Origin of the sequence: Halomonas alkalisoli (assembly GCF_021412585.1) — a bacterium.
GTDB classification, from domain to species: Bacteria; Pseudomonadota; Gammaproteobacteria; order Pseudomonadales; family Halomonadaceae; genus Halomonas; species Halomonas alkalisoli.
Genome location: NZ_JAKCMI010000044.1, coordinates 1 through 17,931 on the forward strand (window position 1 = coordinate 1; position 17,931 = coordinate 17,931).

The 17,931-nt window shown below is 66.2% G+C and carries 15 protein-coding genes; 13 read left to right on the plus strand and 2 right to left on the minus strand.

Annotated features, from left to right (window positions below; genetic code table 11):
• From pyk to LY622_RS20115, 8 genes are all read left to right on the plus strand, one after another.
• The coding region (gene pyk, locus LY622_RS20080; RefSeq protein WP_234292509.1) for a pyruvate kinase at positions 1-1,428 on the plus strand (1,428 nt) is incomplete at its 5' end.
• 127 nt (positions 1,429-1,555) lie between these two features.
• On the plus strand, positions 1,556-3,205 hold the full coding sequence (locus LY622_RS20085) for a Glu/Leu/Phe/Val dehydrogenase dimerization domain-containing protein (protein ID WP_234292510.1): 1,650 nt from the start codon (positions 1,556-1,558) through the stop codon (positions 3,203-3,205).
• Between the two features lie 42 nt (positions 3,206-3,247).
• On the plus strand, positions 3,248-6,139 hold the full coding sequence (locus LY622_RS20090) for a hybrid sensor histidine kinase/response regulator (RefSeq protein WP_234292511.1): 2,892 nt from the start codon (positions 3,248-3,250) through the stop codon (positions 6,137-6,139).
• Between the two features lie 179 nt (positions 6,140-6,318).
• Positions 6,319-7,053 carry a GntR family transcriptional regulator gene (locus LY622_RS20095; protein ID WP_234292512.1) on the plus strand — a complete coding sequence of 245 codons (735 nt, stop codon included), beginning with the start codon at positions 6,319-6,321 and terminating at the stop codon, positions 7,051-7,053.
• 151 nt (positions 7,054-7,204) lie between these two features.
• Entirely contained in the window at positions 7,205-8,014 is an 810-nt protein-coding gene (gene modA, locus LY622_RS20100; protein ID WP_234292513.1) for a molybdate ABC transporter substrate-binding protein, read from the plus strand.
• Entirely contained in the window at positions 8,014-8,682 is a 669-nt protein-coding gene (gene modB, locus LY622_RS20105; protein ID WP_234282219.1) for a molybdate ABC transporter permease subunit, read from the plus strand. The genes modA and modB overlap by 1 nt, the downstream gene beginning before the upstream one ends.
• Positions 8,675-9,814 (plus strand): ABC transporter ATP-binding protein, encoded by a 1,140-nt coding sequence (locus LY622_RS20110; RefSeq protein ID WP_234292514.1) that lies wholly within the window; start codon positions 8,675-8,677, stop codon positions 9,812-9,814. The genes modB and LY622_RS20110 overlap by 8 nt, the downstream gene beginning before the upstream one ends.
• 9 nt (positions 9,815-9,823) lie before the next feature.
• Positions 9,824-10,360: a DUF192 domain-containing protein gene (locus tag LY622_RS20115; protein WP_234292515.1), complete on the plus strand. Its 537-nt coding sequence runs from the start codon at positions 9,824-9,826 to the stop codon at positions 10,358-10,360.
• Here the strand turns inward: LY622_RS20115 and LY622_RS20120 are convergent.
• Positions 10,346-11,203 (minus strand): DMT family transporter, encoded by an 858-nt coding sequence (locus LY622_RS20120; protein WP_234292516.1) that lies wholly within the window; start codon positions 11,201-11,203, stop codon positions 10,346-10,348. The two genes, LY622_RS20115 and LY622_RS20120, sit on opposite strands and share 15 nt — an antisense overlap.
• A gap of 199 nt (positions 11,204-11,402) precedes the next feature.
• Here LY622_RS20120 and LY622_RS20125 point away from each other — a divergent pair, with 199 nt between their 5' ends.
• The 3 genes from LY622_RS20125 to LY622_RS20135 are packed head-to-tail and all read left to right on the plus strand — an operon-like array spanning position 11,403 to position 14,250.
• Positions 11,403-12,422, plus strand: a complete 1,020-nt coding sequence (locus LY622_RS20125; protein ID WP_234292517.1) for a DctP family TRAP transporter solute-binding subunit — start codon at positions 11,403-11,405, stop codon at positions 12,420-12,422.
• A gap of 54 nt (positions 12,423-12,476) precedes the next feature.
• The gene (locus LY622_RS20130; RefSeq protein WP_234282214.1) at positions 12,477-12,956 is read left to right on the plus strand and encodes a TRAP transporter small permease; all 480 of its coding nucleotides are present in this window, start codon (positions 12,477-12,479) and stop codon (positions 12,954-12,956) included.
• Positions 12,946-14,250, plus strand: coding sequence for a TRAP transporter large permease (locus LY622_RS20135; RefSeq protein WP_234292518.1), 1,305 nt, complete (start codon positions 12,946-12,948; stop codon positions 14,248-14,250). Before LY622_RS20130 ends, LY622_RS20135 begins: the two co-directional genes overlap by 11 nt.
• Before the next feature lie 37 nt (positions 14,251-14,287).
• Here the strand turns inward: LY622_RS20135 and LY622_RS20140 are convergent, their stop codons facing one another.
• Entirely contained in the window at positions 14,288-14,815 is a 528-nt protein-coding gene (locus LY622_RS20140; RefSeq protein WP_234292519.1) for a macro domain-containing protein, read from the minus strand.
• Between the two features lie 326 nt (positions 14,816-15,141).
• Here LY622_RS20140 and LY622_RS20145 point away from each other — a divergent pair, with 326 nt between their 5' ends.
• Both LY622_RS20145 and LY622_RS20150 read left to right on the plus strand, forming a co-directional pair.
• Positions 15,142-16,530 carry a KamA family radical SAM protein gene (locus LY622_RS20145; protein WP_234292520.1) on the plus strand — a complete coding sequence of 463 codons (1,389 nt, stop codon included), beginning with the start codon at positions 15,142-15,144 and terminating at the stop codon, positions 16,528-16,530.
• 294 nt (positions 16,531-16,824) lie between these two features.
• On the plus strand, positions 16,825-17,805 hold the full coding sequence (locus LY622_RS20150) for a TAXI family TRAP transporter solute-binding subunit (RefSeq protein ID WP_234292521.1): 981 nt from the start codon (positions 16,825-16,827) through the stop codon (positions 17,803-17,805).
• The last annotated feature ends 126 nt before the right edge of the window (positions 17,806-17,931 follow it).

Sequence of the window (17,931 nt, forward strand, 5' to 3'; positions counted from 1 at the left end):
CGCACCAAGATCGTCGCCACCCTGGGGCCGGCCAGCGACCGCGACGGCGTGCTGGAAGCGATGATCGAGGCCGGCGTCGACGTGGTGCGCCTCAACTTCTCCCACGGTTCGCCGGACGACCACCGCCGCCGCCTCGAGCGGGTGCGCGAGATCGCCGCCCGCCTGGGTAGGGCGGTGGCCGCCCTGGGCGACCTGCAGGGCCCCAAGATCCGCATCGCCCGCTTCAAGGATGGGCCGGTGACGCTGGAGGAGGGGCAGTCCTTCCTGCTCGACATGGCGCTGGACTCCGATGCCGGTGACGTGACCCGGGTTGGCTGCGACTACAAGACCCTGGCCGACGACGTCGCCCCCGGCGATCGGCTGCTGCTCGACGACGGTCGACTGGTGCTGCATGTGAACCGGGTGGCCGACCACCTGATCCACACCAGCGTGGTGGTGGGCGGCAAGCTCTCCAACAACAAGGGCATCAACAAGGAGGGCGGTGGCCTCTCGGCCCCGGCGCTCACCGACAAGGACCGCGCCGACCTCAAGACCGCCATCGACATCGGCGTCGACTACCTGGCGGTCTCGTTCCCGCGCAGCGCCGCCGACATGCAGGAAGCGCGGGAGCTGTTGGGCGAGGCGGGCAAGGAGATCGGCCTGGTGGCCAAGCTCGAGCGCGCCGAGGCGGTGGCCGACGCGGCGACGCTCGACGGGATCATCGAGGCCTCCGAGGCGGTGATGGTGGCCCGCGGCGACCTGGGGGTGGAGATCGGCGACGCCGAGCTGATCGGCATGCAGAAGCGCATCATCAAGCGCGCCCGCACCCTGAACCGGGCGGTGATCACGGCAACCCAGATGATGGAGTCGATGATCACCTCGCCGCTGCCCACCCGGGCCGAGGTGTTCGACGTGGCCAACGCGGTGCTCGACGGCACCGACGCGGTGATGCTCTCCGCCGAGACCGCCGCCGGGGACTTCCCGGTGGAGACCATCGCGGCGATCAACCGCGTCTGCCTCGGCGCCGAGCGCGAGAGGATCGCCCAGGAGTCGGGGCATCGTATCCACGAGGGCTTCTCGCGGATCGACGAGACCATCGCCCTGTCGGCGATGTACGCCGCCAACCACCTGCAGGGCGTGGCGGCCATCGCCTGCATGACCTCCACCGGCTACACGCCGCTGATCGCCTCGCGCATCCGCTCGGGCCTGCCCATCGTCGGCCTGGCCCACAGCCCGGTGGCCCAGCGGCGCATGGCGCTCTATCGCGGCGTGGTCTCGCTGCCCTTCGACACTAGCGAGATGACGCCCACCGAACTCAATGAGCGAGCGCTGGCGCTGCTGGTCGAGCAGGGCATTGCCACTGTCGGGGACCATGTGATCCTGACCCGGGGCGATCACATGAACGCCCATGGCGGCACCAACACCCTGAAGATACTCGATGTGACGTAGCGGAGAACGGCGCCGATCGCGCGGGCTTGGCCTACGCTTAGGCTAATGGGACCCGCCCGGGGTCGTCGGACACCGGACGGGTTCAGGATGCTCTGGTCGGATTCGGCTCACCGCGAGGGCTTCGATCATGTCCGCCACCCCCATACACCTGCTGCTGATCGAGGACAATGCGCTGCATCGCCGCCTGATCCAGCAGTTGCTCAAGGCCGACACTCAGCTGCGGTGCGACGTCGAGGCGGTGGAGCGTCTCGACACCGGCCTGATGCGCCTCGCCCAGGGCAACGTGGATCTCGTGCTGCTGGACCTGGTGCTGCCGGACAGCCAGGAGCTGGAGACCCTGTGGCGAGTCCGCCTGGTGGCGCCCCAGGTGCCGGTGGTGATCCTCACCAGCCTCGATGACGTCAAGCTGGCGGCCCGGGCGGTGGAGTCGGGGGCTTACGACTACCTGGTCAAGTCGCATCTCAAGGGCGCCTCCCTGGGGCGTGCGGTTCGCTACACCCTGGCCCGGGCCCGGGCCAGGGGCGGCGAATGGGACTCGCCGATGTTTCGCCTGGCCCAGCAGCAATTCCTCAAGGCTGCCCAGTACATGAACCTGGACGACAACGTGCGCCAGCGCCTGCTGTTCCCCCAGCGCGCCCAGATGGTCTCCTTTCCCTTCCTGCGCGACGATCACAGCCAGGTGGAGACGGTGTTCGGCTACCGGGTCCAGCACGTCCTCACCATGGGGCCGACCAAGGGCGGCATCCGCTATCACCAGGATGTGACCCTGGGCGAGGTGGCGGCCCTGGCCACCTGGATGACCTGGAAGTGCGCCCTGATGCGGCTGCCCTTCGGTGGCGCCAAGGGGGGTGTGCGGGTCGACCCCACCGCGCTCAGCAGTTCGGAGCTGCAGCGCCTGACACGACGCTATACCACCGAGATCATCGAGATGATCGGCCCCGACAAGGACATCCCCGCCCCGGACCTGGGCACCGACGAACAGGTCATGGCCTGGGTGATGGATACCTACAGTCAGCAGATGGGGCATGCGGTGCCGACGGTGGTCACCGGCAAGCCGGTGGTGCTGGGGGGCTCGCTGGGACGCAAGGAGGCCACCGGGCGCGGCCTGGTCTACCTGATCGAAGCCTCGGCGGCGCACCTGGGGCTCGAGCTCGCCGGGTCGACCGCAGTGGTTCAGGGCTTCGGCAATGTGGGCAGCCATGCGGCGCGCTTTCTCGCCGAACTGGGCGTCAAGATCATTGCGGTGGGAGATGTCTCCACCGCCCTCTATCGCCACGAGGGCCTGTCGGTGGAGGCACTGGAAGCCCATGTCGCCCAGCACCGGGTGCTGGGCGGTTTTCCGGATGCCGAGCCGATCGACAACAAGGAGTTGCTGGAGCTCGACTGCGACATCCTGGTGCTGGCGGCCCTGCAGAACCAGGTCACGGTGGAGAACGCCGCCGACATCAACAGCCGGCTGCTGGCCGAGGGCGCCAACGGCCCGACCATGCTCGAGGCCGACGATATCCTCCACGAGCGGGGCATCTTCGTGCTGCCCGACATCCTCGGCAACGCTGGGGGGGTGACGGTGTCCTATTTTGAGTGGGTGCAAGGCATGCAGAACCTGACCTGGACCCTGGACGAAATCAACGGTCGGCTCCGGGCGATCCTGCTCGATGCCTTCCAGCGTACCCTCGAACGCGCCCAGCGCGACAAGCTCGACATGCGCACGGCGGCGCTGATCGAGGGCGTCTCGCGAGTGACCGAAGCCAAGCTGTTGCGCGGGGTCTTTCCCTAGCCGCGCGGCAGTCGATCGGTCTGGAATGTGGGGGGACAGCGCATGACCACAGAGTCCGAACGGCCGCGAGAGATAGCACCCTGCTGCCTGCAGCGTCAGCAACTGATCGAGGCGCTCGAGTCGATCTCCGAGGGCTTCACCCTCTACGACGCCAATGGCATCCTGGTGGCCTGCAACTCCCGGTTCCGGGAGTACTCGGGGGTGCCTGAGATGGTCGTGCCGGGCATGCGCTTCGAGGACCTGATCCGCACGGTGGTGGAACGTGGCATCATACGTGTCGGTGAGCGCGATCCGGAGGAGTGGATCGCCTGGCGCCTCAAGCAGCGCTGCAATCCGGGACCGCCCTTCACGGTTTGCGCCGGGGAGCGCAAGCTGCGTATCAGCGAGCGGCGTACCGGTGACGGCGGCGTGGCGGCCATCTATACCGATATCACCGAGCTGGAGGCCCAGCGTGAGAACCTGGAGACCCAGGTGAGGCTTACCGAGGAGGCCCAGACTCGTGCCGAGGCGGCCCGCGACCAGCTCACCGAAGCCCTCGAATCCATCGCCGAGGGATTCGCCTTGTTCGATGCCGACGACCGGCTGGTGCTCTACAACTCCCGCTTCAAGGAGCATTTCGTCACGCCGGGCGATGTGGTCGAGCTGGGGTTGAACTTCGAAGACCTGCTGCGGGCCGTGGCCGAGCGTGGCTTTACGCCCCCGAGATATGCCACGAGCGAGGCCTGGGTCGCCGAGCGTCTCGCCGCGCATCGCAACCCCACCGCTCCCTATCAGTTCGTGCGCAGCGACGGGATGTGCGTCCAGATCAGCGAGCACCGTACCGGCGATGGTGGCTATGTCGCCGTCTATTCGGACATCACCGAGCTCGAGCAGCACCGTCATCGCCTGGAGGAACTGGTTGACGAGCGCACCGCCGAGCTCCAGGCCACTGCCGTGGAGCTGCGCCGCTCTCAGGACGAGCTGCGCCGCGCCCGGGATGCGGCGGAGCAGGCCAGCCTGGCCAAGAGCGAATTCCTGGCGAACATGAGCCACGAGATCCGCACGCCCATGAACGGCGTGATCGGCGTGGCCGAACTGCTTGAGCGTACCGAGCTCACCGAGCAGCAGGCGGAGTACGTGGCGATCATCCAGAAGTCGGCGGATACCCTGCTGGGACTGATCAACGATATCCTCGACTTCTCCAAGATAGAGGCAGGGCGGCTCGAGCTCGAGATCGTGGCCTTCCACCTGCGCGACACCCTGGGCGATACCCTGCAGACCCTGGCGCTGCGTGCCGACGAGAAGGGGCTGGAGCTGGCGGTGCATATCCCACCGGAGATTCCCGACTGGTTGCTAGGTGACCCGGTGCGCCTGCGCCAGGTGGTGGTCAATCTGGTCGGTAACGCCATCAAGTTCACCGACACCGGCGAGGTGGTGGTGGACCTGGCCCTCGAGGCACTCGACGAGGGCCGTGCGCGGATCGCCTTCGAGGTGCGCGATACCGGCGTGGGTATTCCGGAGACGCAGCGGCAGCGGGTCTTCGAGGCCTTCGGCCAGGCCGACAGCTCCACTACCCGCCGCGATGGTGGCACCGGCCTGGGGCTCTCCATCGCCGCCCAGCTGGTCGAGATGATGGGGGGGCGGATCCAGCTCGCCAGCGGCCCGAGCGGGCATGGCAGCAGCTTCTCGTTCAGCGTCGACTTCCGCTTGCCGGTGGAGCGGGATGAGGCCTCCCGGCAGCCGCTGGGGCTGCATGGCCAGCGCGTGCTGGTGGTGGACGACAACCGCACCAACCGCATGATTCTGGAGGAGATCCTGGCCAGTTGGGGGATGCGGCCCACCACGGTGGCCAAGGGTGAAAAGGCTCTCGAGGTCGTCGAGCGTGCCCTGGAGTCTCCCTTTCCGCTCGCCCTGCTCGACGTGATGATGCCGGGTATGGACGGCTACGAGCTCGCCGACAGGTTGCGCCAACGGCCCGAACTGACCGCCATGCGGATCCTGATGCTCTCCTCGGGCATGCGCGGCGGCGATGCCGCGCTGCGTCGTCGGTTGGGCATTGCACGCCTGCTGATGAAGCCGGTCAAGCAGTCGGAACTGCTGAATGCCGTCGCCGAGGCGCTGGGCGTCGCCATCGCGAACGGTCAGGCGGTGCCCGTTTCCCACGAGCTTCCCGGCGACTGGATCGCCCGGCGGGTGCTGCTGGTGGAGGATGGCCTCACTAACCAGCGGGTGGCCATCGATCTGCTAACTCAGCGCGGCCACGAGGTCGAGTTGGCCCGCAACGGTGCCGAAGCCCTGGACGCCGTCGAGCGGCAAGCGTTCGATGTGGTGCTGATGGACATTCACATGCCGGTGATGGATGGCCTCGCCGCCTCGCGGGCGATCCGCGAGCGAGAGCGCGAGAGCGGGGAGCATGTGCCGATCGTGGCCATGACCGCCAGTGCCACCAAGGAGGACCGCGAGCGTTGTCTCGCCGCGGGCATGGACGACTATGTCACCAAGCCGTTCCGGGCCGCCGAACTGTTCCGGGCCGTCGAGGCGCTGGCGTCCGGCGGGGCATCGCACGAGCCTCCGGCGCCGAGGGGAGGTGCGCCGAGTGGTGATATCGAGGCGCTCCCCTGCCTGGATCGAGAGGACGCGCTGTGGCGCCTCGAGGGCAACCGCGACCTGCTGGACGAGATGGTCGAGCTGTTCCTCGAGGAGTGCCCCAGGCTGATGTTGGAGATCGATGAGGCCATCGCCCGGGAAGACGCCGCGACCCTGCGCCGGGCGGCGCATACCCTCAAGGGATCGGCCCTGGTCGTCGGTGGTCAGGCGCTCGGGGCCGCGGCGCAACGCCTCGAGGCCTTGGCGAGATCGGGTGACCTTGAGGCTGCCGGAGAGGCCTTCGGTAACCTGAAGAGCCGCGCAAGCGAGCTACGGACGGCCCTCGATGGCCTTTCAGAAGAGGAATGATGAGCGAGATGCCGATAGCGCCGACGAGCTGGCGCTGTGACAAGGGCGGTCGAGACGGCCCCCGGTCGGCGCGGTGACGAGGCTCCTGTATTGTTGTATACAATAAATTGACAGGATGTAGCCAGCCTGAAGGAAACATGCGAAGGTATTCTCATGACGCAGACGGGAGAGGTCGTATCATGAGCAGTATCTGGCAGGAGGAGATCGCGGCGGAGACGCGAGCGGGTGGGCGTATCAGCGACCGCTTCATCGTCGACAAGGTGCGTAAGGCCGTGCTGACCCAGCGTTTGCCGCCGGGTACGCGCCTGCCGGAGGTGGCCCTGGGCGATATCTTCGGCGTGAGCCGCTCGGTGGTGCGCAAGGCCCTGACACGGCTGGCCGCCGACTACGTGGTCACCCAGCAGCCCAATCAGGTGGCACGGGTCAGGGCGCCCAGCATCGAGGAGACCCGGGAGACCTTTGCCGCCCGCCGGCTGGTGGAAGGCGAGGTGGCCGCGCTGCTGGCGGGTCGGCTCGATGACGAGCAGCTGGCGACCATCGCTTCCCTGGTCGAGCGCGAGGCCGAAGCCCACGCGTGCGGCGACGAACCGGCTCGTATCGAGCACTCCCTGGCCATTCACCATCTCCTGGCTGAGCGTTCCCCCAACCGGGTGCTGGGCGCCATGCTCACCGATCTCATCCTGCGCACTTCCATCGTCATCGCGCTCTACAAGCGTGCCGGCCTGGCCAGCTGCTTCCTGGCCGAGGACCACCCGGCACTGCTGGCACACTTGCGGACCGGCGACGGCGAGGCGGCCCGGCGCTGCATACACGATCATCTCCAGGCGCTCGAGAACCTGCTCGACCTCAGCACCCGGGAGACACGGATCGACCTCATGGCCATTCTCGGTCAGCGGGAGGGAGTCACCGAATAGGATTCCTCTGGGCTCGGCGTCGGCAGTGACCGGCGCTGGCCGAGGCTCGCGCCGGATCATGCCGGCGGCAAGATGACGACCGGCCGGCTTTACCGGCCATGCCTTCCTGACTGACAATGCCGACACTCCACGGGGCAATCGGTAGCTTGCGATGCACACACTCCTGCGCTGGGGGCTGGCCGCCTGGCTGGTCCTCTTCTTCTCTCCGGCCCAGGCCGGCGTGCCTACCGTTGCCGCTGCCTCGGATCTTCAATTTGCCCTTGCCGAAGCCGCCCGGCGCTTCGAGGCCGATACCGGCCAGCAGCTGCGGCTCAACTTCGGCTCTTCGGGTAACTTCCGCCGCCAGATCGCCCAGGGGGCGCCGTTCGAGCTCTACCTGTCGGCCGATGAGGCCTACGTGCATGCGCTGCATGCGGAAGGGCATACCGAGGATGCCGGCGTGGTCTACGCCATCGGGCGGCTGGCCTGGCTACAGCGGGCCGGGCGCAATGACCTGCCGAGCGGCGACGACCCGTTGGCCGCGGTGCGCGAGGCCCTGGCGATGCACGCCCAGGGCGAGGGGCGGCCGCGCATCGCCCTGGCCAACCCCGACCACGCCCCCTATGGCGTCGCGGCCAGGCAAGCGCTGGAGCATGCCGGACTGTGGGCGGACAGTGCTGCCCTGCGGATACTCGGCGAGAACGTGTCCCAGGCGGCCCAGTTTGCCCTCTCCGACGACGCCCGTGGCGGGCTGGTGGCCTGGTCCCTGGCATTGGCCCCCGAGCTCGGCGATCGCAGCGAGTTCGTGCTGATTCCCGAAGCCTGGCATGAGCCGCTGGTACAGCGCATGGCGCTGGTCGAGGGAGCCGGCGATACCGCCCGGGCCTTCTATCACTGGCTCCAGCAGGACGAGGGGCGTGCTATTCTCGCCGACTACGGCTTTCGTCTCCCCGAGGACGATGTCGATACCGAGGCGCCCTGATGGACTGGACGGCCCTCTCTGTCTCCCTGCGCCTGGCGCTGATGACCTGCCTGCTGTTGATCCCGGTGGGGCTGTGGCTGGGCCGCACCCTGGCCCGGGCGCGATTTCGCGGCAAGTCGCTGTGCGAAGCGCTGGTGGCGCTGCCGCTGGTCATGCCGCCCACGGTGCTGGGCTTTTACCTGATGATGAGCTTCGGCCGCGACGCCCCATTCGGCGCCTTCTGGCATCGCTTGACCGGGGAGGGGCTGAACTTCACCTTCACGGGAATCCTGCTGGCCTCACTGGTGGCCAGCCTGCCCTTTGCCGTGCAGCCGATCCAGCGCGCCTTCGAGGCGATACCCGCCAACCTGAGCGAGGCGGCCTGGTGCAGCGGGCTCTCCCCCTGGCAGACCTTCCTGCGCATCGAGCTCCCGCTGGTGTGGCCCGGCGTGATCTCTGCCCTGGCGCTGACCTTCGCCCATACCCTGGGTGAGTTCGGCGTGATTCTGATGGTGGGTGGCGCCATCGACGGCGAGACCCGCACCCTCTCCATCGCCATCTACGATCGGGTCCAGGCCTTCGACGAGACCGGCGCAGGCATCATGTCGGCCATGCTGCTGCTGGTGTCGTTCCTTACCATCGGCGTGGTCTACGGGCTGGCGGGGCGGCGGAGGTGGCGTCATGCCTGATTGGCCCGGCAGGTCCCCGGCCTCGCCAGGGGCGGGGCGGCTGACGGTATCACTGCACCAGGCCGGGCCGATTCCCCTGGCCGCCGAATTCGCCTGTGAGCGAGGAGAGCTGCTGGCGCTGGTGGGCCCTTCCGGCAGCGGCAAGACGACCCTGCTGCGTGCCATTGCCGGTCTTTACCGGCCGGCAGAAGGGCGCATCGACTGCGGTGACGAGACCTGGCTGGATACCTCCCCGGGCATTGTGCGCCGGCCCCAGGCGCGTCGGGTGGGCGTCGTCTTTCAGGACTATGCGCTGTTCCCCCACCTGAGTGCCCGGGACAACGTCAAGGTGGCGCTGGGCCATCTCGAGCCCGGCCGGCGCAGCGCCTGTGCCGACGAGTGGCTGGGCCGGATGCGCCTGGAAGGGCTCTCCAGTCGCTACCCGTCACAGCTCTCCGGTGGCCAGCGCCAGCGGGTGGCGCTGGCCCGGGCGTTGGCGCGCGAGCCCCGGGCGCTGTTGTTGGACGAACCCTTCTCGGCGGTGGACCAGGTGACACGGCGTCGCCTGCAGCGCGAGCTGGCCCTGCTGCGCGAGCAGATCCACATTCCGATCCTGCTGGTGACCCATGACCTGGACGAGGCGGTGGCACTGGCGGACCGGATCTGCGTGCTTCACGGTGGCCGTACGCTGCAGACCGATGTCCCCGAGAGACTGTTTCGCCACCCGGCCAGTGCCGAGGTGGCGCGACTGCTGGATCGCCATAATATTTTCGAGGGGCGGGTCGTGAAGGTCGAGGGCGAGCGTCGGCTGCAGTGGGGGCCATGGCTTCTGCAGGTGGCCCATGGTCTGGAGTCGCTGTCCCCCGAGCAGCGAGTCGCCTGGTACCTGCCCGACTCCGACGTGGTGCTTCACCGCCGCGACCGGCCCTCACGCGGGGAAAGGGAGAACCCGGTGACGGGGCGTATCGGCGAATTAGTGGTGCTGGGTGGCATGACGTCGCTGACGCTGGTCTTCGACCATGGCCCCGAGACCCTGCGCTTCGATATCGCCACCCATGCGGCCCGTCGCAATGGGCTGGCTCGTGGTGAGTGGGTGCAGGTTTCCCTGCTTGCGGGGGGAATTCACCTGCTGCCCCACACCCAAAGGGATTGAGGAGACGATATGACACCGCTTTATCGATTGGGGCTCTCTACACGCGCAAGCCTGGCGCTGCTTCTCCTTGTGGCCGTCGTCATGCTGGTCTGGCGCTGGCCTGCCGTGGCCGAGTCGACGACGGCTCTGGAGCGCCAGCCCCTGCGGATCGATGCCGGCGGCGAGGTCTTTCGGCTCGAGGTGGAGATGGCGCGAACAGCGGACGAGCGTCGCATCGGGCTGATGGATCGCGACTCGCTGGCGCCCGACGCGGGCATGCTGTTTCTTTATGACCGGATTCAGCCCCCACAGAGCGGGTTCTGGATGTATCGCACCCGTATTCCGCTAGATATCGCCTTCATCGACGCCCACGGCCGTATCGCCACGATCCACACCATGGAACCCTGTCCATCGGACACTCCCCGGGAGTGCCCGGCGACACTGGCCGGTGCACACTATCAGGCCGCGCTGGAGGTGAATGCCGGCTATTTCGCCGAGCGCGGCATCGAGGAGGGGGCCTGCGTGGTCTGGCCCGGTCGCAAGCAGGGATGCTCAGCAGCCGACTAAGGCGCGAAAGCGAATCACGATCAGCGCCACGCCGGCGATGACCATGGCGCCACCGAAGGCGATATGGGCATTGAGCTGCTCCCCCAGCAGCACGATGCCCAGCACCACCGCCCCCGCCGGCACCAGCAGGCTCAGCGGCGCCAGCCGGCTGACCGCGTGGCGGCGTAACAGGCCGTACCACAGGCCATAGGCGACGATCGACGACATCACGGCGGTATAGAAGACCGCTCCCCAGCCGAACAGGCCGGCCTGGCCGATGGCCTCCATCTGCCCCTTCTCGAGCCACCAGGAACCCAATCCCACCTGCGGAATGGCGAATAGCGCGACCCAGCCCGCCAGGGCCATGGGGGCGATATTGGGACCTTTCTTGATCAACAGCTGCGAGATCGCCCAGCCCAGGGCGCTGAGCAGCAGCAGCGCCATGGGCAGCGGCGAGGGCAGGCTGGGGCCGCCGGCGAGTATCATCACGCCGCCGAATGACAGCGCGAGCCCCACCATGCGCTTGGCGCTCAGGCGTTCGCCCAGGAAGATCACTGCCAGCAGGGTGGCGAAGGGCGTTCCCATCTGCACCAGCAGCGCCCCGGTACCCGCCTCGGCCTGGCCCAGCCCGATGAACAGCAGGGCGAAATGGAGCGTGCCGAAGGTCACCGACAGCAGCAGCAGGAAGGGGAGCTGATGCCTGGCGACCGGGTGGAAGGGCACCAGCAGGGCGGCGACCAGGATGAAGCGCAGGGTGGTCAGCAGCAGTGGCGGGAGCTCCGCGACCCCCAGCTTGATGACGATGATGTTCAGGGCCCAGATGGTGACGATCACCAGGCCCAGCAGCAGATCGCGAAGCGGCACGAGCGGGATTCCTTGGACGGTACGGCCTGGCGAGGGTAACAGCGACGTCGGCAGTCGTCGCGTTATGCCAATGACGGTCTATCATTCAACGCGGGACTTCGTAGAATATTGAAGCGTAACATGTCCCGGATTGTACCAACCCAGAACGACAATCGCGGCCGGTCTTCTCTGAACCGGCCCTTTGCTGCAAGGACACGTCATGACATCCGCTAGTCGACTCACTCGCTTCGCCGCGGCCCTGGCTGGCGCCGCCGTGCTGACCGCATCGCTTTCGGCCTCCGCGGTTCAGGCCCGCGAACTCTCCGTCTCCACCGTGCTGTCCGATGCCTTCCCCTGGGGCCAGGCGGCAGAAAAGTGGGCCGAGCTGGTGGAGGAGCGTACCGAGGGCCGCCTGACCCTGCGCGTCTATCCCAACTCCCAACTGGTGGCCGGCGACCAGACCCGCGAATTTTCCGCCATGCGTTCAGGGTTGATCGACATGGCCGTGGGCTCGACCATCAACTGGTCGCCGCAGGTCCCTGAACTCAATCTCTTCTCCCTGCCTTTCTTCATGCCTGACGAGGCGGCGGTGGATGCCGTGACCGGCGGCGAGGCCGGCAAGATGATCTTCGAGGCCATCGAATCCCGCGGTGTGGTGCCGCTCGCCTGGGGTGAGAACGGCTTCCGCCAGGTCTCCAACTCACGCGGCCCGATCAGCGAGCCGGGCGACCTCGACGGCCTGAAGATCCGCGTGGTGGGCTCGCCCCTGTTCCAGGATACCTTCAACGCGCTCGGTGCCGATCCTACCCAGATGAGCTGGACCGACGCTCAGCCGGCGTTGACCACGGGGGCCGTGGATGGTCAGGAGAACCCCCTTTCGGTGTTCGACGTGGCGCGGATCGACCAGGTGGGCCAGGAGTACCTGACGCTGTGGAACTACATGAACGATCCGCTGATCTTTGCCGTCAACCAGCGCATCTGGGATTCGCTGGACGAAGAGGACCGGGAGATCCTGCGTGAAACCGCCATCGAGGCCGGTGAGTGGGAGATCGCCATGACCCGTGAGGAGGAGAGCGAGCGTCTTGCCGCTATCCAGGAGCGCGGGGTTCAGGTGACCGAGCTGACCGAGGAGCAGCATCGTGCCTTCGTCAATGCCACCGCCAGCGTCCACGACAAGTGGATCTCGCGGATCGGCAAGGAGCTGGTCGAAGCGGCCCGTGCCGCCATCGAGGCGCGCTGATCCCGGCCAGGACCGGCCCCGTCACGGGGCCGGTCCGCTCTTCGCGAGGCTTGCATGAAATTCTCTCCCGATGCCCGGCCGGAACGCTGGCTGGGCTCCCTGGCGTTGGCGGTCATCTCGCTGATCAGCCTGGGTAACGTTATCACGCGCTACGTCACCGGCGGTTCCCTGGCCTTCACCGAGGAGTTCTCGGTATTTCTGCTGGTGGTGCTGACCTTTGCGGGGGCCTCGGTGGCACTGCGACGAAACGGCCATATTCGTATCGGCCTGCTGGAGCGGGCTTTGCCGGCAGGTCCGCGCAAGGCGCTGATCCTCTTCCAGTGGCTATGCGGTGCCCTCGTGCTGGGGCTGATCACCTGGTTCGGCGGCAAGTTGACCTGGGAGGAGTATCAGTGGCAGTCGCTGTCGCCGGGTCTCGGCCTGCCGCAGTGGTGGTATCTGGCCTGGCTGCCGCTGCTGTCGGCGGCCATGCTGGTGCGTCTGACGCAGCAGACCCTGGATCGCCTGAGCGGGAGGCTCGCGGATGAGCCCTGACCTGTGGATGATCCTGGCCTTCGCCGGACTGCTGATCGCCGGTGTGCCGGTGGCTTTCTCGCTGGCGCTGGCCGGGGCGGTGGGCATCGTTTCGGGCCTCTCGCCCGACATGCTGGCGACCCTGGGCACCAACACCTACAACAGCATCGCCAAGTATCCGCTGATCGCCATTCCGCTGTTCATCATGACCGGCCTGATCTTCGAGCGCGCCGGTGTGGCGCTGCGGTTGGTGCGCTTCGCCCAGGCGCTGATCGGGCCCCGCCACGGTGGCCTGGCGCTGGTGGCGGTGCTGGTCTGCATGATCATGGGGGGCATGAGTGGCTCCGGCCCGGCGGACGCCGCCGCCGTGGCCATGGTGATGCTGCCGAGCATGACCAAGGCGGGCTACCCCAGGCCCTTCTCGGCGACGCTGATCGCGGCGTCGGCCTCCACGGCGATCCTGATCCCGCCCTCGGTGGCACTGATCCTCTACTCCATCGTGGTGCCGGGGGTCGACCTGCGGGCGCTGTTTGCCGCCGGCCTGTTCCCCGGCATCCTGGCCGGGCTGGCGCTGCTGGTGCCGGCCCTGCTGGTATCGAAGCGCTATGGTTGGGAGGGGGGCGCGCCGGTGGAGGGCGCCGAGCCGCCGAAGGTCGGGGAGAGTTTCAAGCAGGCGCTGCCGGCGCTGTTTGCCCCGGTGCTGATTCTCGGCGGGCTGCGCTCGGGGTTGTTCACCCCCACCGAGGCCGCCGTGGTGGCCGTGGCCTACGGTGCCCTGGTGGGGCTGTTCCTGACCCGTGAGATCAGGCTGCGCGACCTCTGGACGCTGCTCGGCGAGGCTGCGGTGATCTCGGGTGTGGTGATGCTGATCATCGCCCTGGCCGGGATCTTCGCCTGGGCCGGCACCATGCTGGGCACCTTCCGTCACCTGGCGGAGTGGATCATCGGACTTTCCGACAGCGGCGTACTGCTGCTGATCCTGATCATGCTGGCGGTGCTGGTGGCCGGCATGCTGCTCGATGCCATCTCCATCTATCTCATCATGATGCCGATCCTCATCCCGGTGATGCAGCACTTTGGCTGGAATCCGGTGTGGTTCGGCATCCTGCTGGCCATGAATATCGCCATCGGACAATTCACGCCACCGGTGGCGGTCAACCTGATGGTGACCACCGAGATCGCCAAGATCCGCCTGGAGCAGACGGTGGGCTGGGCACTGCTGTTCGTGCTGGCCATGGCCAGCGCCCTGGCCCTGGTGGCGATCTTTCCTCAGATCGCCCTGTGGTTGCCCGGTGTGCTGGGCTACAACGTCTAGGTTGCATTCCGATCGTTGTGCACCGCGCAGTAGCTATCTAGGCCTCGTTGAACGAGGCCAGCGTACACTGATACAGCTCGGTGGTTGCCGCGTCGAACAGCACGAAGCGAACGCGTTCGATCTGGGGAAACTCGGGCAGATGCTGGATCACGGTGGATAGGGCGATGCGAGCGGCTTCGGTGGTCGGATAGCGGAAGGCACCGGTCGAAATCGATGGAAAGGCGATGGAATCCACCTCCTCCCACTGAGCGAGCCGCAGCGCATTGTAGTAACAGGCGGCAAGCAGCTCATCGGCGGGAGAGTCGACGCCATAGACAGGCCCCAGGCAGTGGATCACATATTGGTTGGGCAGTTCGAAGGCGTCGGTGATCACTGCCTGGCCCGGTGCAATGGGCGCCAGCGGCCGGCACGCCTTGTCCAGCTCTGGGCCGGCGGCACGATGCAGGGCCCCGGCGACACCCCCTCCGGGGCGCAGTTCGGCATTGGCGGCGTTCACCACGATGCCAATATCCTCTTGCAGAACGATATTGCCTTGCAGGCACTCCACGCGGGCTGACGAAGTCATGATCGATCTCCTTGGCCGTAGTCCTGTCAGTCTGGAAGCTATGGCCGGAGGGCTTCAAGCCGCTCGTGTACAAGCTTTCGTCACCATCGGCAGAAGGCTGGTGTGGGCGAGCAGGCGCTGTCGGCGAGTGAAATGTTGCACATGTCGCTTTGATCCGCGACGTTCGTTGCAAAACGATGCAAAAGCTTGCAACTTGGCTTCCAAGTCAGTACCAATGTCTCCCCGAGAAAGTCCATGCATGCGCGCCGTCATTCCCTCCGGCGGTTTGGCCTTGGGCGTCGATGTCTTGACGCTTCGGCCCGCGTTGCAAGAGCAGAGGAGATGGCATGAATCAGCGAGTGAATATCGATCTCGGAGATCCGCGTGCCGAGGCGTTCGAGGCCCGGCAGTTCAAGGTCTATACCCATCGTCAGTTGGACAAGATCGAGGCGATTCAGAGTCTGCCTGAAAACCTGCGTTTCGACATGCGGGTTGTCAGCCAGGTGCTGCCGTTTCGCGTCAACGAGTACGTCATCGACGAACTGATCGACTGGACCAATGTCCCCGAGGACCCGGTCTTTCAGCTCACCTTCCCCCAGCGCGGGATGCTCAAGCCGGAACACTTCGACGAGGTGGCCGAGCTGGTTCGTCGTGGTGCCGATGCGGCAGAGCTGAAGCCGGTCATCGAGCGTGTCCGTGGCGAGCTCAATCCGCACCCGGCGGGGCAGATGGACCTCAATCTGCCGCTGCTCGACGGTGAGCCGCTGCCTGGCATGCAGCACAAGTACCGCGAGACGGTGCTCTTCTTCCCCAGCCAGGGCCAGGTGTGTCACAGCTACTGCACCTTCTGCTTCCGCTGGGCGCAGTTCGTCGGCGACAAGGAGCTCAAGTTCGCCTCCAGCGAGGCCGGTTCCCTGCATCGCTACCTGGCCGAGCACACCGAGGTCACCGACCTGCTGATGACCGGCGGCGACCCCATGGTGATGAAGGCCAAGCACCTGCGCCAGTACCTGGAGGGGCTGATGGCACCGGAGCTGGACCACGTCCAGGACATCCGCATCGGCACCAAGAGCCTGACCTTCTGGCCCTATCGCTTCGTCACCGACCCGGACGCCGAGGATATCCTCGAGCTGTTCCGTGAATTGACCACCGCCGGCAAGCACGTCGCCTTCATGGCGCACTTCAACCACTGGAAGGAGATGGACACCCCCATCTGCCGCGAGGCGATACGCCGTATCCGCGCCACCGGTGCCGAGATTCGCACCCAGGCGCCGCTTCTGAAGCACATCAACGACGATGCCGACCAGTGGGCCAGGATGTGGACCACCCAGGTGCGCCTGGGGATGATCCCCTACTACATGTTCGTCGAGCGCGACACCGGCGCCCGCCACTACTTCGAGGTGCCGCTGGTGCGTGCCTGGGAGATCTACCGCGAGGCGATGAAGCAGGTGCCGGGCCTGGCGCGTACCGCCCGCGGGCCGTCGATGTCCGCCGATCCGGGCAAGGTGGAGATCCAGGGTGTCACCGAGATCAAGGGCGAGAAGGTCTTCGTGCTGCGCTTTATCCAGGGCCGCGACAGCGACTGGGTGCAGCGGCCGTTCTTCGCCAAGTACGACGAAGAGGCGACCTGGCTCAACCACCTGGAGCCTGCACTGGGCGAGCGCGAGTTCTTCTATGAGGCCGAGTTTGCGGCCATGAAGGACGAGAAGCAGGCGCTGATCATGAAGGCGTCGTAGCGCTTCGCAGGGTGGCTGGCAGCAGTATGGCCATGCCTTCGTCGGCCGCATCGGGCAGAGGTCGCGACAGGCGGTAGCGGGGAAGGGGCGGCTTTTTCGTCGGGCAGCGTAAAAAATTAACGCACACTAAACGTTAAGGGGAGCTAACATTAGAGGTGATGAAAAAGACCCCAACAAGCTGATGTTTTTTCGCTAAAGTAGGGGGTAGCGGTAGCAACCGCCAGTCAGCCATTCGGCTGTCACGGACCTTGCTTCAGCAACGTCAGCTTGCCAATAACATCAAGAGGTGTGTTCATGAAACGCCATGCATTTTCTGCGGCTGCTTTCTCCGGGGCTCTACTGGGTGCTGCCCTGGTCTCGTCGCCGGCCGTCGCTCAGGAACGCTTCATCACCATTGGTACCGGTGGCCAGACCGGGGTCTACTATGTGGTGGGACAGTCCGTCTGCCGCATGGTCAACCGCGGCAGCGACGAGCACAACATCCGCTGTAACGCGCCGACCACCGGTGGCTCAGTGGCCAACGTCAACGGCATGAAGGCCGGCGACCTGGACATGGGTGTCGTCCAGTCCGACGTTCAGTATCGCGCCTATCATGGTGAAGCCAACTTCGAATCCGACGGTGCCTGGGAAGACATGCGCGCGGTGTTCACCATGCACGGTGAGCCGTTGACCGTGGTGGCTCGCGCCGACTCCGGCATCGAGCACTTCAGCGACTTTCCCGGCAAGCGTGTCAATATCGGCAACCCCGGTTCAGGCCAGCGCAACACCATGAACGTGGTGATGGATGTCATGGGCTGGGATACCGATACCTTCTCGCTGGCGTCCCAGCTGGATGCCGCCGAGCAGGCCGCGGCGCTCTCGGACAACAACATCGACGCCATGGTCTATGTGGTGGGCCATCCAAACGGCTCCATCCAGGAAGCCACCACCACGATCGATGCGCGCATCATCCCGGTCACCGGTGACGAGATTGATAGCCTGATCGCGGACTACCCCTACTACACCCGCTCCGTGATTCCGGGCGGGCTCTATCGGGGCAACGATGAGGATGTCGAGACCTTCGGCGTGGCGGCGACCTTCGTCAGCTCTACTGCCGTGGACGAAGATATCATCTACGAGACCGTGAAGGCGGTATTCGAGAACTTCGATCGCTTCACCCGCCTGCACCCGGCGTTTGCCAACCTCAACGAGGAGGACATGATTTCCGACGGCCTGACTGCGCCACTGCATGACGGCGCGGCTCGCTACTACCGCGAGCGTGGCTGGATCGAGTAAACGATAGGCCGAGGGTAACCACCCTCCGGTGAAGGATGCGCGGACGCCACTGGGGTCCGCGCATCTGTTTCAAGGATTGCTTTATATAGGATTACCGCGCCGTGATGACGGTTCAGAGACTGGGAA

Coding starts and splice junctions, on each gene's coding strand:
- LY622_RS20085 (WP_234292510.1), top strand. CDS start 1,556: ATGTCCGCCACCCCCATACACCTGCTGCTGATCGAGGACAATGCGCTG.
- LY622_RS20090 (WP_234292511.1), top strand. CDS start 3,248: ATGACCACAGAGTCCGAACGGCCGCGAGAGATAGCACCCTGCTGCCTG.
- LY622_RS20095 (WP_234292512.1), top strand. CDS start 6,319: ATGAGCAGTATCTGGCAGGAGGAGATCGCGGCGGAGACGCGAGCGGGT.
- modA (WP_234292513.1), top strand. CDS start 7,205: ATGCACACACTCCTGCGCTGGGGGCTGGCCGCCTGGCTGGTCCTCTTC.
- modB (WP_234282219.1), top strand. CDS start 8,014: ATGGACTGGACGGCCCTCTCTGTCTCCCTGCGCCTGGCGCTGATGACC.
- LY622_RS20110 (WP_234292514.1), top strand. CDS start 8,675: ATGCCTGATTGGCCCGGCAGGTCCCCGGCCTCGCCAGGGGCGGGGCGG.
- LY622_RS20115 (WP_234292515.1), top strand. CDS start 9,824: ATGACACCGCTTTATCGATTGGGGCTCTCTACACGCGCAAGCCTGGCG.
- LY622_RS20125 (WP_234292517.1), top strand. CDS start 11,403: ATGACATCCGCTAGTCGACTCACTCGCTTCGCCGCGGCCCTGGCTGGC.
- LY622_RS20130 (WP_234282214.1), top strand. CDS start 12,477: ATGAAATTCTCTCCCGATGCCCGGCCGGAACGCTGGCTGGGCTCCCTG.
- LY622_RS20135 (WP_234292518.1), top strand. CDS start 12,946: ATGAGCCCTGACCTGTGGATGATCCTGGCCTTCGCCGGACTGCTGATC.
- LY622_RS20140 (WP_234292519.1), bottom strand. CDS start 14,815: ATGACTTCGTCAGCCCGCGTGGAGTGCCTGCAAGGCAATATCGTTCTG.
- LY622_RS20145 (WP_234292520.1), top strand. CDS start 15,142: ATGAATCAGCGAGTGAATATCGATCTCGGAGATCCGCGTGCCGAGGCG.
- LY622_RS20150 (WP_234292521.1), top strand. CDS start 16,825: ATGAAACGCCATGCATTTTCTGCGGCTGCTTTCTCCGGGGCTCTACTG.